At 50.3% G+C, this 19857-nt stretch carries 15 protein-coding genes; 1 reads left to right on the forward strand and 14 read right to left on the reverse strand.

Going from position 1 to position 19857, the window contains the following annotated elements; all coding sequences use genetic code 11:
- Positions 1 to 102: 102 nt before the first annotated feature.
- The 4 genes from mukB to cmoM are packed head-to-tail and all read right to left on the reverse strand — an operon-like array spanning position 103 to position 7348.
- Positions 103 to 4551: a chromosome partition protein MukB gene (gene mukB / locus MNO13_RS16615; RefSeq protein ID WP_064548205.1), complete on the reverse strand. Its 4449-nt coding sequence runs from the start codon at positions 4549 to 4551 to the stop codon at positions 103 to 105.
- Positions 4548 to 5264 carry a chromosome partition protein MukE gene (gene mukE / locus MNO13_RS16620; RefSeq protein ID WP_064548207.1) on the reverse strand — a complete coding sequence of 239 codons (717 nt, stop codon included), beginning with the start codon at positions 5262 to 5264 and terminating at the stop codon, positions 4548 to 4550. The genes mukB and mukE overlap by 4 nt, the downstream gene beginning before the upstream one ends.
- Complete coding sequence (mukF, locus tag MNO13_RS16625; RefSeq protein WP_064548209.1) at positions 5245 to 6567, reverse strand: chromosome partition protein MukF; 1323 nt, start codon at positions 6565 to 6567, stop codon at positions 5245 to 5247. Before mukF ends, mukE begins: the two co-directional genes overlap by 20 nt.
- Positions 6560 to 7348, reverse strand: coding sequence for a tRNA uridine 5-oxyacetic acid(34) methyltransferase CmoM (gene cmoM, locus MNO13_RS16630; RefSeq protein ID WP_064548211.1), 789 nt, complete (start codon positions 7346 to 7348; stop codon positions 6560 to 6562). Before cmoM ends, mukF begins: the two co-directional genes overlap by 8 nt.
- A 120-nt stretch (positions 7349 to 7468) precedes the next feature.
- Here cmoM and elyC point away from each other — a divergent pair, with 120 nt between their 5' ends.
- A complete protein-coding gene (elyC, locus tag MNO13_RS16635; protein WP_133522502.1) occupies positions 7469 to 8245 on the forward strand; it encodes an envelope biogenesis factor ElyC in 777 nt (258 codons plus the stop codon).
- Here elyC and MNO13_RS16640 read toward each other — a convergent pair.
- From MNO13_RS16640 to cmk, 10 genes are all read right to left on the reverse strand, one after another.
- Positions 8225 to 9118, reverse strand: a complete 894-nt coding sequence (locus MNO13_RS16640) for a YcbJ family phosphotransferase (protein ID WP_064548215.1) — start codon at positions 9116 to 9118, stop codon at positions 8225 to 8227. The genes elyC and MNO13_RS16640 overlap by 21 nt on opposite strands.
- 157 nt (positions 9119 to 9275) lie before the next feature.
- Positions 9276 to 10022 (reverse strand): 3-deoxy-manno-octulosonate cytidylyltransferase, encoded by a 747-nt coding sequence (gene kdsB / locus MNO13_RS16645; RefSeq protein WP_121813948.1) that lies wholly within the window; start codon positions 10020 to 10022, stop codon positions 9276 to 9278.
- The gene (gene ycaR, locus MNO13_RS16650) at positions 10019 to 10201 is read right to left on the reverse strand and encodes a protein YcaR (protein ID WP_064548219.1); all 183 of its coding nucleotides are present in this window, start codon (positions 10199 to 10201) and stop codon (positions 10019 to 10021) included. Before ycaR ends, kdsB begins: the two co-directional genes overlap by 4 nt.
- 46 nt (positions 10202 to 10247) lie before the next feature.
- Positions 10248 to 11483: a winged helix-turn-helix domain-containing protein gene (locus MNO13_RS16655; protein ID WP_232886485.1), complete on the reverse strand. Its 1236-nt coding sequence runs from the start codon at positions 11481 to 11483 to the stop codon at positions 10248 to 10250.
- 50 nt (positions 11484 to 11533) lie between these two features.
- Positions 11534 to 12517: a tetraacyldisaccharide 4'-kinase gene (gene lpxK, locus MNO13_RS16660; RefSeq protein ID WP_121813950.1), complete on the reverse strand. Its 984-nt coding sequence runs from the start codon at positions 12515 to 12517 to the stop codon at positions 11534 to 11536.
- Positions 12514 to 14262 carry a lipid A ABC transporter ATP-binding protein/permease MsbA gene (gene msbA / locus MNO13_RS16665; protein WP_064548225.1) on the reverse strand — a complete coding sequence of 583 codons (1749 nt, stop codon included), beginning with the start codon at positions 14260 to 14262 and terminating at the stop codon, positions 12514 to 12516. The genes lpxK and msbA overlap by 4 nt, the downstream gene beginning before the upstream one ends.
- A gap of 36 nt (positions 14263 to 14298) precedes the next feature.
- Positions 14299 to 16491: a ComEC family protein gene (locus MNO13_RS16670; RefSeq protein ID WP_232886545.1), complete on the reverse strand. Its 2193-nt coding sequence runs from the start codon at positions 16489 to 16491 to the stop codon at positions 14299 to 14301.
- A gap of 280 nt (positions 16492 to 16771) precedes the next feature.
- Positions 16772 to 17059: an integration host factor subunit beta gene (gene ihfB, locus MNO13_RS16675; RefSeq protein WP_034456367.1), complete on the reverse strand. Its 288-nt coding sequence runs from the start codon at positions 17057 to 17059 to the stop codon at positions 16772 to 16774.
- A 91-nt stretch (positions 17060 to 17150) separates the two neighbouring features.
- Entirely contained in the window at positions 17151 to 18827 is a 1677-nt protein-coding gene (gene rpsA / locus MNO13_RS16680) for a 30S ribosomal protein S1 (protein WP_034456368.1), read from the reverse strand.
- A gap of 195 nt (positions 18828 to 19022) precedes the next feature.
- A complete protein-coding gene (gene cmk / locus MNO13_RS16685; protein WP_064548229.1) occupies positions 19023 to 19709 on the reverse strand; it encodes a (d)CMP kinase in 687 nt (228 codons plus the stop codon).
- Positions 19710 to 19857: the final 148 nt, after the last annotated feature.

Raw genomic sequence — 19857 nt, forward strand, 5'->3', positions numbered from 1 at the left:
CAGTATATAAACAGCAAAAACTATTTGCCCGCATAAATGTAAATAAAATTAAAGAATAAGAACTTTCGAGCCAAAGAAAACGCGGGCCGTAGCCCGCGTTAATTATGACGCTTCAGTCATGTCAGCCGACGGTTCAGGAAGCGGAGGCGCAAAGCCCCGCAGCCCAACGACATGAACGTGTTCATGGTTCTGAACAACCTTACGCACCAGCTTATAGGTAGTGCCTTTTTCTGGGCTAATGTTCTCCGGCGCTGCAATGATCAGTTGCATTTCAAGACGTTCGCATAGCTCAAACAACGTGGCAATCGACTTCGCATCCAGACGTGCAGCCTCATCGAGGAACAGCAAACGGCATGGGGAAATGTCTTTCCCACGTAGTCGACGAGACTCTTCTTCCCAGCTCTGAACCACCATGACCAGAATCGACATCCCGGTACCGATCGCTTCACCGGTTGACAGCGCGCCACTTTCCGCACGAAGCCAGCCATCTGAACCACGGTTAACTTCCACTTCCATTTCGAGGTAATTACGATAATCGAGCAACTCTTCACCGATGGTCTGTGGTGTGCGCTGGCCCATATCAATTTGTGGATTCAGGCGTTGGTACAGTTTCGCTAATGCTTCAGAGAAACTCAGACGGTTGCTGTTGAACAGATCCTGATGCTGCTCATGTTGTTCTGAAAGGACATTCAGCAACATGGCGTGAGTTTCACGCACGTTCACGTTCAAACGCACGCTATTCACCTGGCCGAAGGAGACACTTTGCAGACCCTGGTTCAGCATGCGGATACGGTTTTGTTCACGCTGAATAGTCTTACGGATGATATTCGCCACGCTGCGAGAACTGATCGCCAGTTTTTGCTCGCGTGAAGTGAGTTCCTCCGTCAGACGACTCAGTTCAATCTCCATCTGCTCGATGGCTTCAACCGGGTCATCAGTACGGATAATGTCCTGGCGAATACGTTCGCGAAGATGCTGATAAACCGCCACAAAGAACTGAATCTTACGTTCAGGGCGTTTTGGATCTTCAGACATACGCAGTACATCGCGCAGATGTTCGTTGTCCGCAACCGCCAAACGCAGCGCACCCAACGCTTTATCCGAGATAGAACGCAGTTCATCACCGGTGACATAAGCCAATTCGCGGCGATTCAGACGGCGCTCAACGCCATTGTCTTTCACCATCCGCATCACCGCACACCAGCCTGCTTTCGCGGTGACAACCTGTTCACGCATTTCAAAATAGCTGCGTTCCAGCTGTTTCAGTTTGCGGGTTAAGTTGCTCATTTCCGCTTCGCAATAAGTCAGCGCTTTTTCGAGCTGATTACGACGGCTACGGTTGGTGCTCAGTGCGGTATGTAATTCATCACGACGTGAGCGCGCACGCTCTTCAGCGCCAATATCAGCGCGAACGCCGATGTCCTGTAGTTCTTTGTGCAGATCGGTTAACAGCTCTTTTTTAGTATCAAAGGAGCTTTTCAGCGATGCCATTAACTGGCTGAACTGACTTAATTGCTGTGCATGCTGACGCAAGGCTTCGCGTGAACGGGTACGTTCCGCTTCTGCTTGCTCCAGACGGCTACGCAATTTTTCATTTAAATCGCTATTGCCATCGAGCATCGCGGCAGAATCAGAGTAGCTAAAGTGCGCCCGACGCTGCACCACTTCAGTCAAGGCAAATGCCTGCTGACGGGCATCGCGTTGTACTTGTTGCGCGTACTGATAATCTTCTTTTAACTGCTCAAACTGCTCAGGGTCACTTTGCAGTGCCGATGCCACGGCTTCGAGTTTGGCAAGTTGGTTACCAAACTGATGCAGGAAGCGCGCGGCTTCTTGCGCTTCGTCGAGGCGTTCACGGATTTCATCGCAACGGTCAGCCAGCGTTTCATCATTGAGTAAGTTGATACGCGGCAATAAGCGGTTAAGTTGATCAACCCCTTCTTTCGCCTGATCGTATTGCTGACGCTGTTGCTGATTGTCGTTTTCATGGTTGCTGATAGCACGTTCAACTTCACCACGACGGGTGTTGAGTTGACGAATTTCTGCTTCCGGGTCGTCATCAAATGCCACACCCAAATGCTGACCGATGAAACGACTAAATGCCTGGTGTAAACGCTGTGATTTCTGAACATCGAACGACAGTGTCGCGAAACGCTCTGCCAGGGTTTCGCGTTCAGCATGCAGGTTCTCAAGGCGATTCTCACGTGCGGCACGGCCAAATATTGGCAGCTCAGGCAAGCGAGAGTAACGCCACTGACGCTCTGCGGTTTTCACCAGAACGGCTGCGTTTAATTCTTCAACGGTAAAGACGTTGTCATCAAAGGAAGATGGGTCACCTTCAATTAAATAGAGGTCTTCAGGACAATCTTCCAGGTTGTCTAACTGCTCGCGCACCAGCGATAAATCGGGTACCACAATGGCGTGACGCGATGGGCCATACAATGCCGAGAAGTAAGGAGCATCGTCGATGCTGATATCGTCATAAATTTCAGATAACAGCACGCCGCCAAAACGTTCAGCCAGCGCATTTAAACGTGGATCTTCGGCACCGCCGGGTTGGCTCAGGCGTTCGATTTCTTCGTCAATGGCACGTTTACGCGCGCCGACTTCGTCACGTTCAACGGTGACGTCACGCTCACGCTCAAGCAGTTGCTGCATGTATTCGGTAACTTGCTGGCTGCTTTCAAACTGCTCGTTGCTCTGCTCACAAAGCTGATTGAGGCTGGTTTGTGCCGCCACCCAAATTGGGGCTCGCAGCAGCAAACGCTTAGTGCGAGCCTGAATCTGCTCTTGTTCCTGGCGCAGGTTTGCACGCTGATCGCTGGCATCAGAAACACGCTGCTGCAAGGTTTCGATACGTTCAGAGAGTTCTTCGTGCAACACTTCCAAATCTTCAGGATCAAAGTGTTTGCCCTGACGTTTGCAGAACTCAGCGAGCATGCGCTCAGCTTCTTGCTGTTCGCGCAGACGTTGTTCGAGTTCGTTAAGGCGCGCTCTGAGCGGCTGAACTTGTTCCATCAAATGGCGCTGGTTATTGCTGTCGCGTAGTAATTCACGCGCCACGTTCCAGGCGTCGCTACGACTCACTGGGCCATTGATCGCGGTAACAAGCTGATAAGCGTGCTCAAACTGGCTATGCGCCGTTTGTGCCACACTCATTTTCTGTTCCAGCGTCAGCAGTTTTTCAGTGGTTTCCTGCTCTTTTGCCTGGAATGTTTCTAACCATTCTTCCGCGCTATCGGTAGTCAGGTCAGGCAAATGGCACAGCGAACGTGCACGCTCCAGTGCCTGTAATGCTTGTTGATACTGAATCGCACGCGTCTGCTGCACATCAAGCGCTTGCTGGTAATCGGCAAGCTGGCTTTTCAGCTCATCGACTTCCAGTTCAGCGGCTTCGGCGCGAGCTTCGTTTTCTTCTTGCTGCTCAGAGGCTTCGGCAACAATTTCATTTTGTTCTTCGAGGCGCATTTGCAGTTCGTCGAGGTCAGCTTCGTAACGCTCGATTTTTTCCTGCTGGCGAATTGCCGTCTGCACCAGGTTCAGGTGGTCACTCGCCGCCTGATAATCTGTTTCCAGATCCCCTTCCGCACCGCTGTGTTCAGCCAGTTCACGCGCCATTTCGACATGTTTGTATTGCTCTGCAGCCAGTTGCTTACGGCTGGTCAATAACTCACGACGGAACTCGAGCGCTTTATCCAGGTGGATGCGGCGTTCGTTGGCGTGACGCATGTAATCCGCTGCCACGTAGTTAGTGGCTTCAGAAATCAGATGCTTAAACAGGTCACGGTCCGACTGGGTGACGCGAATGGCTTCCAGCGTCATGCGGTTTTCGCGCAGTGCCGCTTCCATATCCTGGAACGCTTTGCGCACACCGCCGTTTTCTGGCAACAAGTAGTCGCGCAGTGAACGGGTAATGGCGCTGGAAATCCCGCCGTACAGCGAGGCTTCGATAAGACGGTAGTACTTGCTACGATCCGATGCACTGCGCAGGCGACGCGCAACAATGCCCAAATCGAACATCAGCGAGTGGTAATCGGTAATTGAGTTGAACTGTTTAAACTGAACGCCTTCGATGGCTTCCACTTTATCTTTCAGTTCTTGCAGGCTCAGAACACGTGCCTGGCGCTCGTTAATGGTCTCTGTCAGTAACTGTGTTGGCTGAATAGACTCTGGTAAACCCTGAATCGCAAACGGTTTGATGTCGACTTTACGGTCACGACCGGCTACTTGTTGCAGACGCACACCAACAACAACGCGCTGGTGACGTGAGTTAACCACATCCAGCAGTGAGTAACAGACCCCTGCTTTCAACTTACCGTGCAGACCTTTGTCGCGTGAACCTGAAGTGGCCCCCGCTTCGGTGGTATTTCGGAAGTGCAACAGCGTTAAATCGGGGATTAATGCAGTAACAAAAGCCGCCATGGTGGTGGATTTACCGGCACCATTACCACCAGAAAGCGTGGTGACCAGTTCATCCAAATCAAACGTACGCGCGAAGAAACCATTCCAGTTAATCAGCGTAAGTGAGCGAAATTTCCCGCGTTCAATCATTCCTGTTCATCCTCCGCGTTATCCTGAACAATTTGCGACTCTTCCGTTTCATCATTGAGTTGCAAACGAGTTTCGACCGGCATCGCTTCACCATCGCGGATCATGCGTAATTGCGCTTCGCGCGCATCATCGCCGGCGCGCACATCGGCGCCAAAGCGGAATACAGATTCGGTAATGCGGAATTTGCTGCTGTCGTGGCCCATAAACCAGATCATGCCGAGGCGGCGTAGACGGGTTAACGAAGCACGGACTTTTTCTTGCAGTTTTTGCCTGTCCACATCCGAGCCGGTAGAACGGTTATTCACAAGTTTGAGTAACTTGTTTTCATCCGCCAGCGTCAACAGCTCGTCATAGAGTTCGGCCTGCGTGAAGATACCTTCGTTTGCCAGTCGTTCCGGGCTGAGATAGAGGTAACAAAGAATTTTACCGACCATCATATCCAGTTCGGACAATACAGAGCGCGGAATCAGCGTGGTGGATCGCGGACGCAAATAGAAGAAACCTTCCGGGGCGCGAATCAACTCCACGTTATAGCGGGTGTAAAACTCTTCCAGTTCATCCTGGAAATCCATCAAATAGGCATGATTATCCAGCTCATCGAGCCCAATGTGCCGTCCGGAACGTAATTGGCTGTCGAGTGCCGGAAATAACGGATTGGCCAACGCCTGTGCCAGTTTTACTGGCATCACTTTTTCAATATTTGTTGATGACATGCGCCTGTACCTTGGCTCCGTAATCGTTAATTGCCTGCCACTGTGGCGGCAAGCCAGTAAAATCTGCTTCAGCCACACCCAGACGTACTGCCTGGTCGACTACGATTCTCGCCACATCAAAATGGCGGGCGCGTGGGTATTGCGCCAGATAGTCCCGCATTACTACGCCTAAATCTAGCGGCACTTGTCTGGTTTTGTAGACCTGCAGTGCGGCTTCGATGAGGGCTGCGAGTTGTTCGCGGATTTCATTGAATTCTTCGAATTCCAGATCGCTTGGCAGTTCACCGGTCACTTCTTCATCACGCAGCGCCATTTCTTCATCGCGCATATCCAGCAGACGGTCGGCGTTGGCATAGGTGAGCGCCCACGGTGCATCGAAATAGTTCTGTACCGAAACGCGCAGACGTTGGGCAAAGACACGGTTTTTATCCATGTCGATGGCGGTACGAATGAATTTATGAACGTGGCGGTCGTAGCCTATCCACAAGTCGATAGCCTGCTGACCCCAACTGACGATACGGTCAAGTTTGCTTTGCAGATCAAACACCAGACGATCAACAAAATGCAGATCGTCACGCCCCAGAATCGCATCCTGAATACGTAACAAGTTAGCCTGGAGTTTGTCGCCTGCGGCTTCGAGCGTATCTTGCAGCTCACGTAACGTACCGGAGGTTTCTGACAGCAACATTTCACAGCTGGAAATCGCCGCACGCCAGTCTTTGTTCAGCAGTTGCGCGATGTCATCTTTAACCTGTTGCTGGTGCTCATCCATGATCCGTTGGGTGAGATCAATGCTGTCAAAAATCTCGGCCACCGAGTATTTCAGCGGGGCGAAGACATTGCGATGCCAGTGGAACTCGTCGCCACCTTCATCTGCCGAATCAGCGGCACGCTTCAGTTCACCGGCTACAATCGACAACTGCATAGATAAACGCAGCGTTGAAAACTCACGCTGACGGATGTAGTAATCGGTAATACCAATGCCGAGTGGCGTCAGGCGATAAATTGCATTGCCTTCATTGATTTCACTGACAAAACGGTTGATCAAACGCTGGCGCACCATGTCATTGATGGCGTTATTGGCACGAACGTTAATGGTTTCACTGGTCTGCTCAAAACCGTCACTCACGTGGCGGAAAGCATCAATCAGTTCACCTTCACTCATTTCACCGTCAAGCCGCTCGCCATTCAACGTGGCGATCGCCAGCAGAAACGTCAAACGCTCTGTCGGTAGCGAAATCGAATAGTCATTTTTCCTGGCCCAGGCAACCAGTTCCGGCACTGTCTGGGAAACATCACTCATAATTTTTCCTTGGCTCAAGCGGCTTGATGGCTGTCACGTGGATATAGCGGCCGAGGCTCACAAAAGGCTCCTGACGGCAATAACGCGTTTCCAGTTCAAGCAAATTCTCAAAACCATCGCGTTGTTTATGCTTATCGCGCAAGTAATCGTGGAATACTCGCACACCGGTTTTACCGGTAATCTGCCAGCCAATTTGCTCCAGCCAGTGATAAACCTGTTCTGGCTGCAGCGGATTGTCAGGCGAAAGTGTTTTTCTCTTATTCTTTTTCATACCCTGGAGAACATATTCGAAGTTGCCGACAAACATGTTACGCATCAGCAAACCGTTAGCATTGTAGAACATCAGGGATAAAGCACCGCCTGGTGCAAGGCAATCCCATAGGGTTTTAAGCACGGCCTGCGGGTCGACGACCCATTCCAGCACAGCGTGAAACAATATCAGATCAACCGGCTTTTCCAAATGTTGACCAATATCCTGGGCCGAGGAATGTATGAAATTCATATTGTCGCTCACACCTTTTTCACTGGCCTGAGCCTGGGCGCGGGAGATCATCTCAGCAGAAACATCGCAAAGCAGGACATCATGACCACGTTCAGCAAGGCCGCACGCGGTTTGCCCTTCGCCACCACCCGCATCCAACACACGTAGTTTTTCAGGCAGCGTGGAAAGTAAGGCATCAAGATCTTGCCATAAAATGGCCTGGCGGAGCTGTCCTTTGGTTGTACCGTAAATGTTGCGTGAGAACTTCTCAGCAATGTCGTCAAAATTGCGATCACGCACGGGTACGGCTCCATAGGGGGGAAAGAGCGTATTTTGGCACAGCCGAGCCAAGAATGAACCCGTCTGGTGTAATATCACCCCTGTTTACCTGCTGTATGGCTAAAAAAGGACCCATAATTCATGCTTTTTATCCTGAAAAAATATATCGGCGGGCTGCTGCTCCCCTTACCTTTTTTGTTATTGATGATGGGTTTTGCGCTTTGCTTACTGTGGTTCAGCCGCTGGCAAAAAAGCGCAAAAGCCTTATTAAGCGTGAGTTGGTTAGTTTTACTACTGATTAGCCTGCAACCGGTGGCTGACAAAATGCTCAAACCCATCGAAGATACCTACCCAACCTGGCGCGGTAGTGAAAAAGTGGATTACATTGTGGTGCTCGGTGGCGGCTATACATGGAACCCGGAATGGGCACCAAGTTCCAATCTCATCAGCAATAGTTTGCCACGAGTGACTGAAGCGGTGCGTTTGTGGCAGGCAAACCCAGGTGCGAAGATGATCTTTACCGGTGCGCGAGCGCTGACAAATCCGGTTAGTACCGCAGAGGCTGGTGCTCGGGTGGCAGAAAGCCTGGGGATTCCGCGCTCACAAATCATCACGCTGGAAGAACCGAAAGATACTGAGGAAGAAGCGGCAGCCGTCGCGAAAACTCTTGGCCACCAGCCATTTTTACTGGTGAGTTCCGCGTCACATCTGCCACGTGCGATGATTTTTTTCCGTCATGCTGGATTAAATCCACTCCCGGCACCAGCCAATCAACTGGCCATTGCATCGCCACTTAATCCATGGGAGCGAATTATCCCGGCTCCGGTTTGGTTAATGCACAGCGATCGTGCCATTTATGAAACGGTAGGACGCGTCTGGCAATGGCTCAAGGGGGCGTCAGGAGATCCAGGGCAGTAAATTTTTCGACGCGACATCAAAGGCGGGTCGGTTTAGTCGGCCTGACTGCAACAGTTGCGCTATGCAATCCCATAAGACGTATAACCAGCGCCGCCACACAAACGACTCAGCAACGGGTGCGCGTTGCAAGTAATGCCACAGCAGGCTTTCCGACTGCCCTTGTTCATACAGGCGGAATATTTCATATTCGCGCGGTGCCCAAAGCGTCATTCCAGGATTTACCATCGCCAGTAACTGGTCGCTACGCCCGTCTTTCAACATGCTACTGAGCGAAAAGTTGCCGTGCACCAGCACGCAGTTATCGTTGAAATCTTCGAATAAGCGCGGTAAACATTCGCGGGTACGGAACAGGATGCGACGGTCCTGCATGGTCAGGCCATTGTTGGGATATTGATTGAGGGTTGCCCACAGTGTTTCGACGTGTTGCCGATACCATGATGGCCAGATATTTTCTTGTGTGCTGTCGACGTTCCCGACGCAGCCGCGGCTATCAACGCGGTGCCAGGCTAGCAGCCCTTCCACAATTTGGTCTTTCAGATGTTCCCAACGGTCTGGAGTGCGGGTTGGCGCTTCCACTGGTACGCCACGCAAGCGTTCCATTAAAAGCACGTCTGGCCCTGGCGTATCATCATGCGTTACCACCCCGTAAACCACGGGTAAACGCACCGTGCCGGAGCGAGCGAGCATGGACATTTTCCAGGCTAGCTGAGCAGCCACGCCTCGGGAACTAAAGCTTTTTGCCAGCAAAGACATCGCATTACCCTCGCTGTCATACAGCGACCATAGCGCGGTGTTTGGCTGTTCGTTGATACATTCTATCCGGCTTAGTTTTTCACCCAGCAGATGACTCAATTCCTTGCGTAGCAACTCCATGACTCATTACCCCTTGCAACACTGGTGTTTTTATAATGAGCTTGCCAGCGCAGGATGTCATCACCTGAGATCAATATGCCTTTAGATAATAAAAAAACCGGCGTTCTATGCCGGTTTTTTTATACATGGGGTAAGTTCCACACTGCGACTCAAAACGTTAGCGCATCGCCTGGCGCACCCGTTCCAAATCTTCAGGCGTATCAACCCCAATACTCGGAATCTCTTTCGCGACGGCGACATGGATCTTTTCGCCATTCCACAGCACACGCAATTGTTCGAGCATTTCGATTTGTTCGAGCTGGCTTGGTTCCCAGGTCACGTACCGACGAATAAAACCTGCACGATAACCATAGATACCAATATGGCGCAGCAGAGTATCGCCAATGGTTTCGCGAGACTGTGCAAAACGGTCTCTGTCCCATGGAATCGTCGCACGGGAGAAATAAAGCGCGTAGCCCTGCGCATCCATGACCACTTTTACTGCGTTCGGGTTGAATGCTTCTTCCGCAGAGTCGATTGGCACCGCAAGTGTGGCCATGCCCGCCTGGCTATTTGCCAGATTGCTGGCAACCTGGCTAATGATCGCCGGAGGGATCATTGGCTCATCACCCTGCACATTCACAATCACGGTATCATCACTGAAACCATATTTTTCAATGACTTCGGCAAGGCGTTCGGTGCCAGATTGGTGATCGGCGCGGGTCATACAAACTTCACCACCCGCCGCTTCAACGGCACGAGCAACGTCTTCATGATCGGTTGCAACGATGATACGCTCGGCACCCGATTCGCGGGCGCGCTCCATCACATGAACGACCATCGGTTTGCCGTTGATGTCTTTAAGCGGTTTGCCCGGCAAGCGTGTAGAGGCGAAGCGAGCAGGAATTATGGCCACAAAACTCATGGGTTTTTCTCGTCAGAATTCAGAACTCGAGCTTCAGTCTCCAGCAGCACTGGAATACCATCGCGCAGAGGAAACGCCAGGTGGTCAGGTTTGCAGATAAGCTCCTGCTTTTCCTGATTAAAGTAGAGCTTGCCGTTACAAACCGGGCAAGCGATGATTTCAAGTAATCGATGATCCATGGTTACTCCAGAATGACCGCCATCAAAGGCGAAAGGATAACATAACTCACGCGTTCTCAGGGTTAATTTCCCAACCTTCGCCCCATGATGAAGCGAATAACGCAGGGATATTACCCAGGCGAATCTGTGTCGCGCCCTGCCAATGAGCAAAGTCTGTGAATGCTGTATGCAGACCTTTGATTAAGGACTGGTTCGGCTTAACGCCATCCTCAAGATATAAGCTGATAATTTCCAGCACTGCGGATTTGCGGTGCATTTTTGCATCGACTCGCCCCACAATCTCCCCCTGATGCAGCAGCGGCAGAACAAAATATCCATACCTGCGTTTTTCGGCTGGGGTATAGCATTCAAGGCGATAGGAGAAGTTAAACAGAGCTTCGGCACGCTTGCGATCCCAGACCACAGGATCAAACGGTGATAACACCGCGGTGTGGGTGGCGCGCAAAGTGTTTTGTTCAGCTTTAGTCAGTAAAGGGAACAGATCACTGTGCAGCCACATTTCGCCAATACCCTCAACGCTAACCGGAATGGCGCTACCCTTGTCCTGCCATTGGGTTAACAACGGTTTGAGAGAGATCTTCTTCAATCGGTAATAATCTGCCAGCCATTCAGGGCGGAAAATACCAAGGCTGCGCGCGCTGTTTTCCAGCATCTGCAGTTCAGCATCCTGCTGTTGTATAAGATGCAAATCGTCATTCCAGTGCGGCATCACGCGAGAGGTCAAGTCATAAACACGCTGAAAATTGCGTCGCTCAATCACCATGACCTTCCCAGCGGTGAATAACCCCTCAAGATGTTTCTTGTGAGGTTTCCATTCCCACCACCCGCTCGAGCCTTTACGGGGATGTTCAAAGTCAGCAGATCGTACCGGGCCGTTGTTTTCAATGTGAACCAGGAGTTTTTCAATCTCTTCGGCGTGCTCGACCATCCATTCAGGGCGGTACTTCCAGCCCATTTTTTCGGGATTCAGCATCCGATGACGTATTAGCGAAAAGTCTTTTCTCGGTAAAAAGCAGGCTTCATGCGCCCAATACTCCATTAAATCGCCGTTAAGTAGAGCATCATCAAGCCACGTTTGCGGGAAATGACCTAAGCGACTGAATAACACCAGATACGGGCTTCGAGCCACGATATTAATAGTATCAATCTGGAGCAACGACATACGGTCGATGGCTGCAATAACATCGGCAGGTTTTGGACGGCGGCGAGGCTTAACCAGTAAGCCTTGCGCGGCAAGATGAAGATTGCGGGCTGCACGTAAAGTCAGTTGCGGTACAGACATGAATGAACCTTGTCGTCAGCAAACTCGAATTCCGATGCGGTAACTTACAATTATCGCACCAGCGCCAATAGTGACTGCAATAACTCGTCGGACTGCGGTTGTGCTAAATGTGCGTCGACCGGCAAATACCACCAGTTAGTGTGGCCGGATACAAATAAGCGGCATTTGACAGCGTCTTTTTCAGTCATTATCAGGGTTTCCCCTGGCTGAACTAATTTTATGACGTCACTTTCGTTTAACGCCTGATGGTCGGAAAGACTGACAGTCCGAATCGGAGTGACACCACATTGCTGTAAGGTGGCAAAAAAGCGTGGCGGATGGCCAATTCCAGCCATAGCGACAACGCTTTCAAGCGTTTGTACCGGGCGACGTTCACCAGTCAGCAGATTAACGGCGTCACTGGGTTGCAACGTCATCGCTATTTCACCTGGTTTAGGTTCACCCCCGTTGGTAATGACGGCATCGACCGAAGCCAGGCGCCCGATTCGTTCGCGCATTGGCCCGGCTGGAAGCCACCATCCGTTACCGAAACGCCTAACACCATCGACCACTACGATCTCTTTATCGCGCCCCAACGCATAATGCTGCAAACCATCATCGGTAATGATTAACTGTGGTTGGATTTTTTCCACCAGCATTTTCACCGCTTCACTACGGCGCGGCGCGACTGCCACGGCAGCCCCCGTGCGCTGATAGATAAGCACTGGCTCATCACCTGCTTGTGACGTTGTGGTGTGTTGATCAAGCAACAACGGGTAGTGTTCGGATTTACCACCATAACCGCGAGAGACAACTCCAACACGGATACCACGCTGCTGGAGTTGTTCAACCAGCCAAATCACAACGGGTGTTTTACCATTGCCACCGGCTGTCAGATTACCAACAACGACCACCGGTACCGAAGCACGCCAGGTTTTTTTGATCCCTAAGCGGTAGCAAAGACGTATAGCACCGCTCACCAGGCCATAAAGCCAGGAGAGCGGTAATAGCAAAAGGTAGAGGGGAGATTTTCCCGACCAGATGCGTTCTATCATGAACCGAATTGCATTCTATGCAGCTGGGCATAAACCCCACGATGCTCAATCAACTCTGCATGAGGACCGCGCTCAACGATACGACCGTCTTCCACCACCACAATTTCATCAGCCTGTTCAATGGTTGATAAGCGGTGAGCAATGACTAATGAGGTACGGTTTTTCTGCAGTTCATCTAACGCTGCCTGAATGGCACGCTCAGACTCGGTATCCAGAGCAGAAGTCGCTTCATCGAGAATTAATATTGGGCTATCGCGCAATAGTGCACGCGCAATGGCGATACGCTGACGCTGACCACCTGAAAGCAAGACACCATTTTCACCAATGACGGTATCCAGGCCATTATCCATCTTGCTGATAAAGTCCATGGCATATGCCATACGCGCCGCTTTTTCAATGTCGTCGCGGCTGTACTGTTCAGTACGCGCATAAGCAATATTGTTAGCAACAGTGTCGTTGAATAAGTGAACATTTTGCGAGACTAGAGCGACCTGATTACGCAACGAAGATAAGGTGTATTCACGAATATCCACCCCATCAATCGTGATGCTGCCTTCCTGGATATCGTAAAAACGCGTCATTAAGCTTGCGATAGTAGACTTACCTGAGCCAGAACGCCCCACCAACGCCACGGTCTTACCCGCTGGGATCGACAGGTCAATCTTGCGCAGAGCTGGCACTTCACGACCCGGATAGGTAAAGGTCACATCACGGAATTCAACATCACCTTTAGCGCGCTCAATAACACGTTTCCCTTCGTCTTTCTCTTGCTCAGAATCGAGAATAGAGAACAACGTTTGGCAAGCAGCCATACCGCGCTGGAACTGAGCGTTGACGTTTGTCAAGGATTTCAATGGGCGCATCAGAGCGATCATTGAAGAGAAGACCACGGTGATGGTACCGGCTGTCAGCGTTTCCATCACACTCGGGAAGCTTGCTGCGTAAATCACAAAAGCCAGAGCTAAAGAGGCAATCAACTGAATGATAGGGTCAGAAATAGATGAGGCCGAAACCAGTTTCATACCCTGGCGGCGCATACGGTTACTGACTTTATTAAAACGTTCTGTTTCCACTTCCTGGCCGCCGAAGATCAGCACTTCTTTATGGCCTTTCAGCATTTGCTCCGCACTGGTGGTGACCTGCCCCATCGTGTTCTGCATGTTTTTGCTGATATTACGGAAACGTTTGGAAACCATACGAATCGCGAAGGAAACGATAGGAGCCAGTACAATCAGAATCAAAGAAAGCTGCCAGCTATACCAAAACATCAGCACAAACAGGCCAATGATAGATGCGCCTTCACGCACGACCGTTATCAATGCGCTAGATGAAGAGGAAGCAACTTGTTCGGAATCGTAAGTAATGCGCGAGAGCAGCGTACCAGTGGACTGCTGGTCAAAAAACGAAACCGGCATGCCCATCATGTGGCTGAACAAGCGACGACGCATGTTCATAACTACCTGCCCAGAGACCCACGAGATGCAATAGCTGGAGACGTAACTCGTCGCACCACGCAGCACCATCAGCCCGATAACAACCAGCGGCATCCATAGCAGCACTGATTTATCAGTTTTTCCAAAACCATCATCCAGTAACGGTTTAAGCAAAGACAGCATATAGGTATCACTGGCAGCGTTTAGGATTAACGCAATACCAGCCACAATCAGACCCGGCTTGAAAGGAGCAATCATCGGCCAAAGGCGGCGGAAGGTCTGCCATGTGGAAAGATCTTTATCGTTATGCATTCAGTAAACCAGCATTAGATGAAATAGCCGCATATTCTACCCATTATCCCGGGATACACCAAACCACTGATGATACCAACGGGGTGAAATTTGTTCTCTGAAGCCATTGATTTGCCATTTATCACTATTTATATCGATAGTCAGCTGGCCTGATTGCGCCGTGTCATACCATTTATATCCTTGCGCCTGGTAGCGTTTAACCACTTTCCCGGAAGGTAAATGCCAGGCGTTATAACGCGATGTAGAGGCAAGTGCAGCACCTCCAGAAACTGCACGCAGCAGCGGTGCAACCGAAGATGTGCGACTACCATGATGAGGAACCTGAATAATATCAGCATGTAAGATATCCCATCGTCTCTTGAGCATAGCTAATTCAGCTTCAACTTCCACATCACCGGTTAACAAGATACGAAAGTTCCCGTCGCTGACCATCACCACACAAGAGCCATTATTACCCGTCTTTACTGGCTGATCTGGAGGCCACAACGCAGTAAACTTCAAACCCCGCCATTGCCATTCCTCCCCTTGAAAACAAGGGTGATGCCCTGCCCAACGCAGTGGACTGTGAATTTTTAACGCTGGCCATTCGCGCTGCAAACTGATTAAACCACCGCGATGATCAAGGTGCTCGTGGCTAATGACGACTTGCTCTGGGGTTAGATTATGCCAACGCAGCCATGGAATAATAACTTGCTGAGCCGCATCACCACCGGGCCAGGCGTTCCCGGTATCGTATAGAAAGACCTTTCCTTGCCGGATAATCGCAATCGCCAGACCGTGCCCGACATCTAACATGGTGATTTGCCACGAGCCGTCTTTTTTCTCAGGCCGCATTGTGGAAACAACCAGGGACAGGATCAGCGCTATCACCGAAAACGACGAGCTGCGCCATAACGCCAACCTATGGATAATAATCGCCAGCCAGCCACACAAACTCAAAAGCTGAAAACGGTCATCCACTTCCAGCCAGCCGTCAGGTAATAGCGACAACGATGTAAAAAGTAGCGCCAGCAGACGATCTACACCCCACCACAAATGTTCTCCTATCCACGGGATACTGGTAAGCACTAATCCCGCTAATAACAATGGCACGACGATAAAAGTAATCAGCGGTACTGCGAGTAAGTTCGCTATTAACGCGCTAAGGCTAATACCGTGGAAAATGAAAATTTGTAGTGGCATCAGCAAAACCATGATGCCAACCTGCAGGTGCATTAAAGCGAGTGGATAACGATAAAACCATTTCGTCGTTAGTACACTTTGTGGCAGTGGCATCCATTGATACCAGAAAATGAGTGAGGCAACAGCCAGTGCCGATAGCCAAAAACTGTCTGACAAAACAGTAAGAGGGTCATAAATCAGAATGCCCGTGATGCAGCAAAGCCAGACCTCCCACCCGGACCAGCATCGCCCCTGTAGCCGTAGAAAAAGCCAGATAATGACCCCAATCAGCGCTCTGACAGCCGGAGGGTTTCCCCCTGCAAGCCAGGTATAAGCAGCGGCGGCTATGACACTGGCTAAGAGTGGCATTCTGAAATGAACTCGATGTGCAGGAAAACTCAGTTGTATTAAACGAGCGATTAACCAACCCACCATCGCAGCCAGTGAGATGTGCATCCCTGAGATGGCCATAAGGTGTGCCGTGCCGCTCTGGCGAAGCAGGTTTTTCTGCTCATCATTCACTGCCGAGCGGTCACCAAATGCTAATGCCAAAATCACGCCCTGATTGGGGAGTGATTGAGTCGAAAATTGAACAGCGGATAACCATTGAGCCCGTAAACTGCAGCGCTGCGTAATGGGATCAGCCGAAATAATACGTGCACTCAATGGTTGATGTTGTGCAAGAGCATATCTTTGGCTATCAAAACCGCCTTCGTTCAGTTGCCCATGTACTGGCCGCAGTTGCAGTTTCATGCGCCAGCGTTGCCCTGCGCAAACGCTAGCCGGTAAGTAGCCACCACGACTTCTGATACCAACAGGTGGAAAAATTACCTTTCCTTCTACCGATACCATTTCCCAATCGTGATTTTGCTTTCCATCAGTTCGGGTCATCACCGCTTCAACCGTAATAGGTTTGCCGGACCATTGTTCGACAGGCATAAGACTAGCTCTGGCGTTCAGTAACGCCCAGCAAAAGCACAACAAACCAAAAGCGATATAGCGCGCAGACAGATGCGGGATGAGTCCAGTGCATACTGCCGCAAAGAGGATGACTGCGATAATTGGCATATCAGGAATATTGGCCAGCCACACCAGAGGCAGAATGCCAATAATTGCACTGCAACATAATCCGATTGAATTCCTCACGACTACCTCCTTGTTAAAGGCAGTGTGAAGTATTAAAAAATGACGTCAGCTATGGATAATCAGTTCTTCGAGAAGGGTTCCAGGCTTTCGGAGCTGCATGAAAATACAGCCGAATAATTTGCGAGCGGAATCGAAAACTGTGATTTTTGGCATAAAAAAACGGCACCCGAAGGTGCCGTTCTTGAGAATTAAATCCTAAGACTTAATTACCGTAAATGTTGGCGCGGTCACGTAATTCTTTACCTGGTTTAAAGTGCGGAACGTACTTACCTTCCAGATCCACTTTATCGCCAGTTTTTGGGTTACGTCCGGTGCGAGGTGCGCGATAGTGTAAGGAAAAACTGCCGAAACCCCGGATTTCAATACGCTCACCTTGGGCGAGAGTAGAGGCCATATGCTCCAGCATCTCTTTCACTGCATCTTCTACAGCTTTCGCCGGGATGTGAGATTGCTGAGTTGCAAGTCTTTCTATCAATTCTGACTTGGTCATGATTCCTCCGGTTTCCTTTCAGGAAAATTAACTTACACCTATCAATCGAACAAGGGCGGCCGTAGCCGCCCTGATTTAAGTGCTCAGACGATTACTCGCCTTTAGCTGCTTTGAATGCTTCAGCCATAGCGTTAGAGAAGTTTGGTGCATCTTCCTGTTTGTTGTTAACAGTAGCGATTGCATCTTTCTCGTCAGCTTCGTCCTTAGCACGAACAGACAGGCTTACAACACGGTTTTTACGGTCAACGCCAGTGAATTTAGCTTCAACGTCGTCGCCTACGCTCAGAACCAGAGTTGCATCTTCAACGCGGTCACGGGAAGCTTCAGAAGCACGCAGGTAGCCTTCTACGCCATCTGCTAATTCAACTGTAGCACCTTTCGCGTCAACTGCTGTTACTTTACCAGTAACGATAGTACCTTTCTTGTTCAGTGCAACGTAGTTGTTGAACGGATCTTCTGCGAGTTGTTTAACACCCAGGGAGATACGCTCACGTTCTGCGTCAACTTGCAGAACCACAGCCGCGATTTCGTCGCCTTTCTTGTATTCACGAACTGCTTCTTCGCCTGCAACGTTCCAGGAGATATCAGACAGGTGAACCAGGCCGTCGATGCCACCGTCCAGGCCGATGAAGATACCGAAGTCAGTGATAGACTTGATTTTACCTTCAACGCGGTCGCCCTTGTTGTGGGTTTCAGCGAACAGCTGCCATGGGTTAGATTTGCACTGCTTCAGACCCAGGGAGATACGACGACGTTCTTCGTCGATATCCAGAACCATAACTTCCACTACATCACCAACGTTAACAACTTTGGATGGGTGGATGTTTTTGTTGGTCCAATCCATTTCGGAAACGTGAACCAGACCTTCAACGCCTTCTTCGATTTCTACGAAGCAGCCGTAATCAGTCAGGTTAGTCACGCGACCAGTCAGTTTGGTACCTTCTGGATAACGCTTAGCGATTGCGACCCATGGATCTTCGCCCAGTTGCTTCAGACCCAGAGACACACGAGTACGCTCACGGTCGAACTTCAGTACTTTAACGGTAATTTCATCGCCAACATTCACGATTTCGCTTGGATGCTTAACGCGTTTCCATGCCATATCAGTGATGTGCAGCAGGCCGTCAACGCCGCCCAGATCAACGAATGCACCGTAGTCAGTAAGGTTCTTAACGATACCTTTAACTTCCATGCCTTCTTGCAGGTTTTCCAGCAGTTGATCACGTTCTGCGCTGTTTTCTGATTCGATAACTGCACGACGAGAAACAACAACGTTGTTACGCTTCTGGTCCAGCTTGATGACTTTGAACTCAAGCTCTTTGCCTTCCAGGTGCAGAGTGTCACGTACCGGACGAACATCTACCAGTGAACCTGGCAGGAACGCACGAATACCGTTCAGCTCTACAGTGAAGCCACCCTTAACTTTGCCGTTGATGATACCGACCACAGTTTCAGCTTCTTCGTAAGCTTTTTCCAGCGTGATCCAAGCTTCGTGACGCTTAGCTTTTTCACGGGACAGCAGAGTTTCGCCAAAGCCATCTTCAACAGCGTCCAGAGCAACATCAACTTCGTCACCAACCTGGATTTCCAGTTCGCCAGCAGCATTTTTGAACTGCTCTACAGGAATTGCAGACTCAGATTTCAGACCAGCGTCAACCAGTACGATATCTTTGTCGATAGCAACTACTACGCCACGAACGATGGAACCCGGACGGGTTTCGATTGTTTTCAGGGATTCTTCAAAGAGTTGAGCGAAAGATTCAGTCATGTTGTTAATCTTCAAGGTTCTTTAGTTTAACGTCCATTTAGCGTCCCGCCGAATGGGGTTGTTTCACATACCCCGCCATTGGCTCCATGCCGACAGGGTTTAGGTTACAGGGGTAAAAAACTACCCGATATGTCAGGATACCACTATGGCAATATCATGACAAATATGACAAAACTTACACCAGCGCAATATTCACTATTGAGCTGGTGTTAAAATTTTTTGCGCATAAGTAAGCGCTTGTTTGATGACGTCGTCAATGGACATGCTGGTTGAATCCAGCACCAGCGCATCTGCGGCGGGCACTAACGGTGCTATTGCACGATTACGGTCACGGTCATCACGTTCTTTTATTTCTGCCAAAAGGCGCTCAAAGTTAACACTAAAGCCCTTCTCCTGCAACTGTAGCATACGTCTACGCGCACGCTCTTCAGAAGATGCGTCAAGGAAGATTTTTACTGGTGCATCAGGGAAAACCACGGTGCCCATATCACGGCCATCAGCAATCAGTCCCGGCGCTTCTCTGAATGCGCGCTGACGGCGTAGCAATGCTTCACGAACACGTGGGAAAGCAGCTATCTGAGAGGCTGCATTCGCAACTTCCTGAGTACGAATTTCTGCGCTGACGTCTTCTCCTTCAAGGATGACTTCCAGGTTGCCTTCATTGGCAACAAAACGCACATCAAGGTGGGCAGCAAGTGGGACTAGCGTATCTTCGGAGGTTACATCAACCTGGTGATGTAAGGCCGCCAATGCCAGAACTCGATAAATTGCTCCAGAATCAAGCAGATGCCACTGTAACGCTTCCGCCATGGCTTTACACAGCGTGCCTTTACCTGCGCCGCTTGGACCATCAATTGTTATTACTGGGGCGGGTGCCGTCATCGTACTCTCCTCTTGCTGGAATTACGGACCTAAAATAGAAACGCCGCATATTATACGCTGCCAGAATCCTGACCGTTATCTTTCCTGCCAATTATCGTCTTTAATGAGGTTGAGTGTAGAAGAATTGCGCAACTTGAGGTGGGGCTGG

Source organism: Buttiauxella ferragutiae, assembly GCF_022637515.1.
GTDB classification, from domain to species: Bacteria; Pseudomonadota; Gammaproteobacteria; order Enterobacterales; family Enterobacteriaceae; genus Buttiauxella; species Buttiauxella ferragutiae.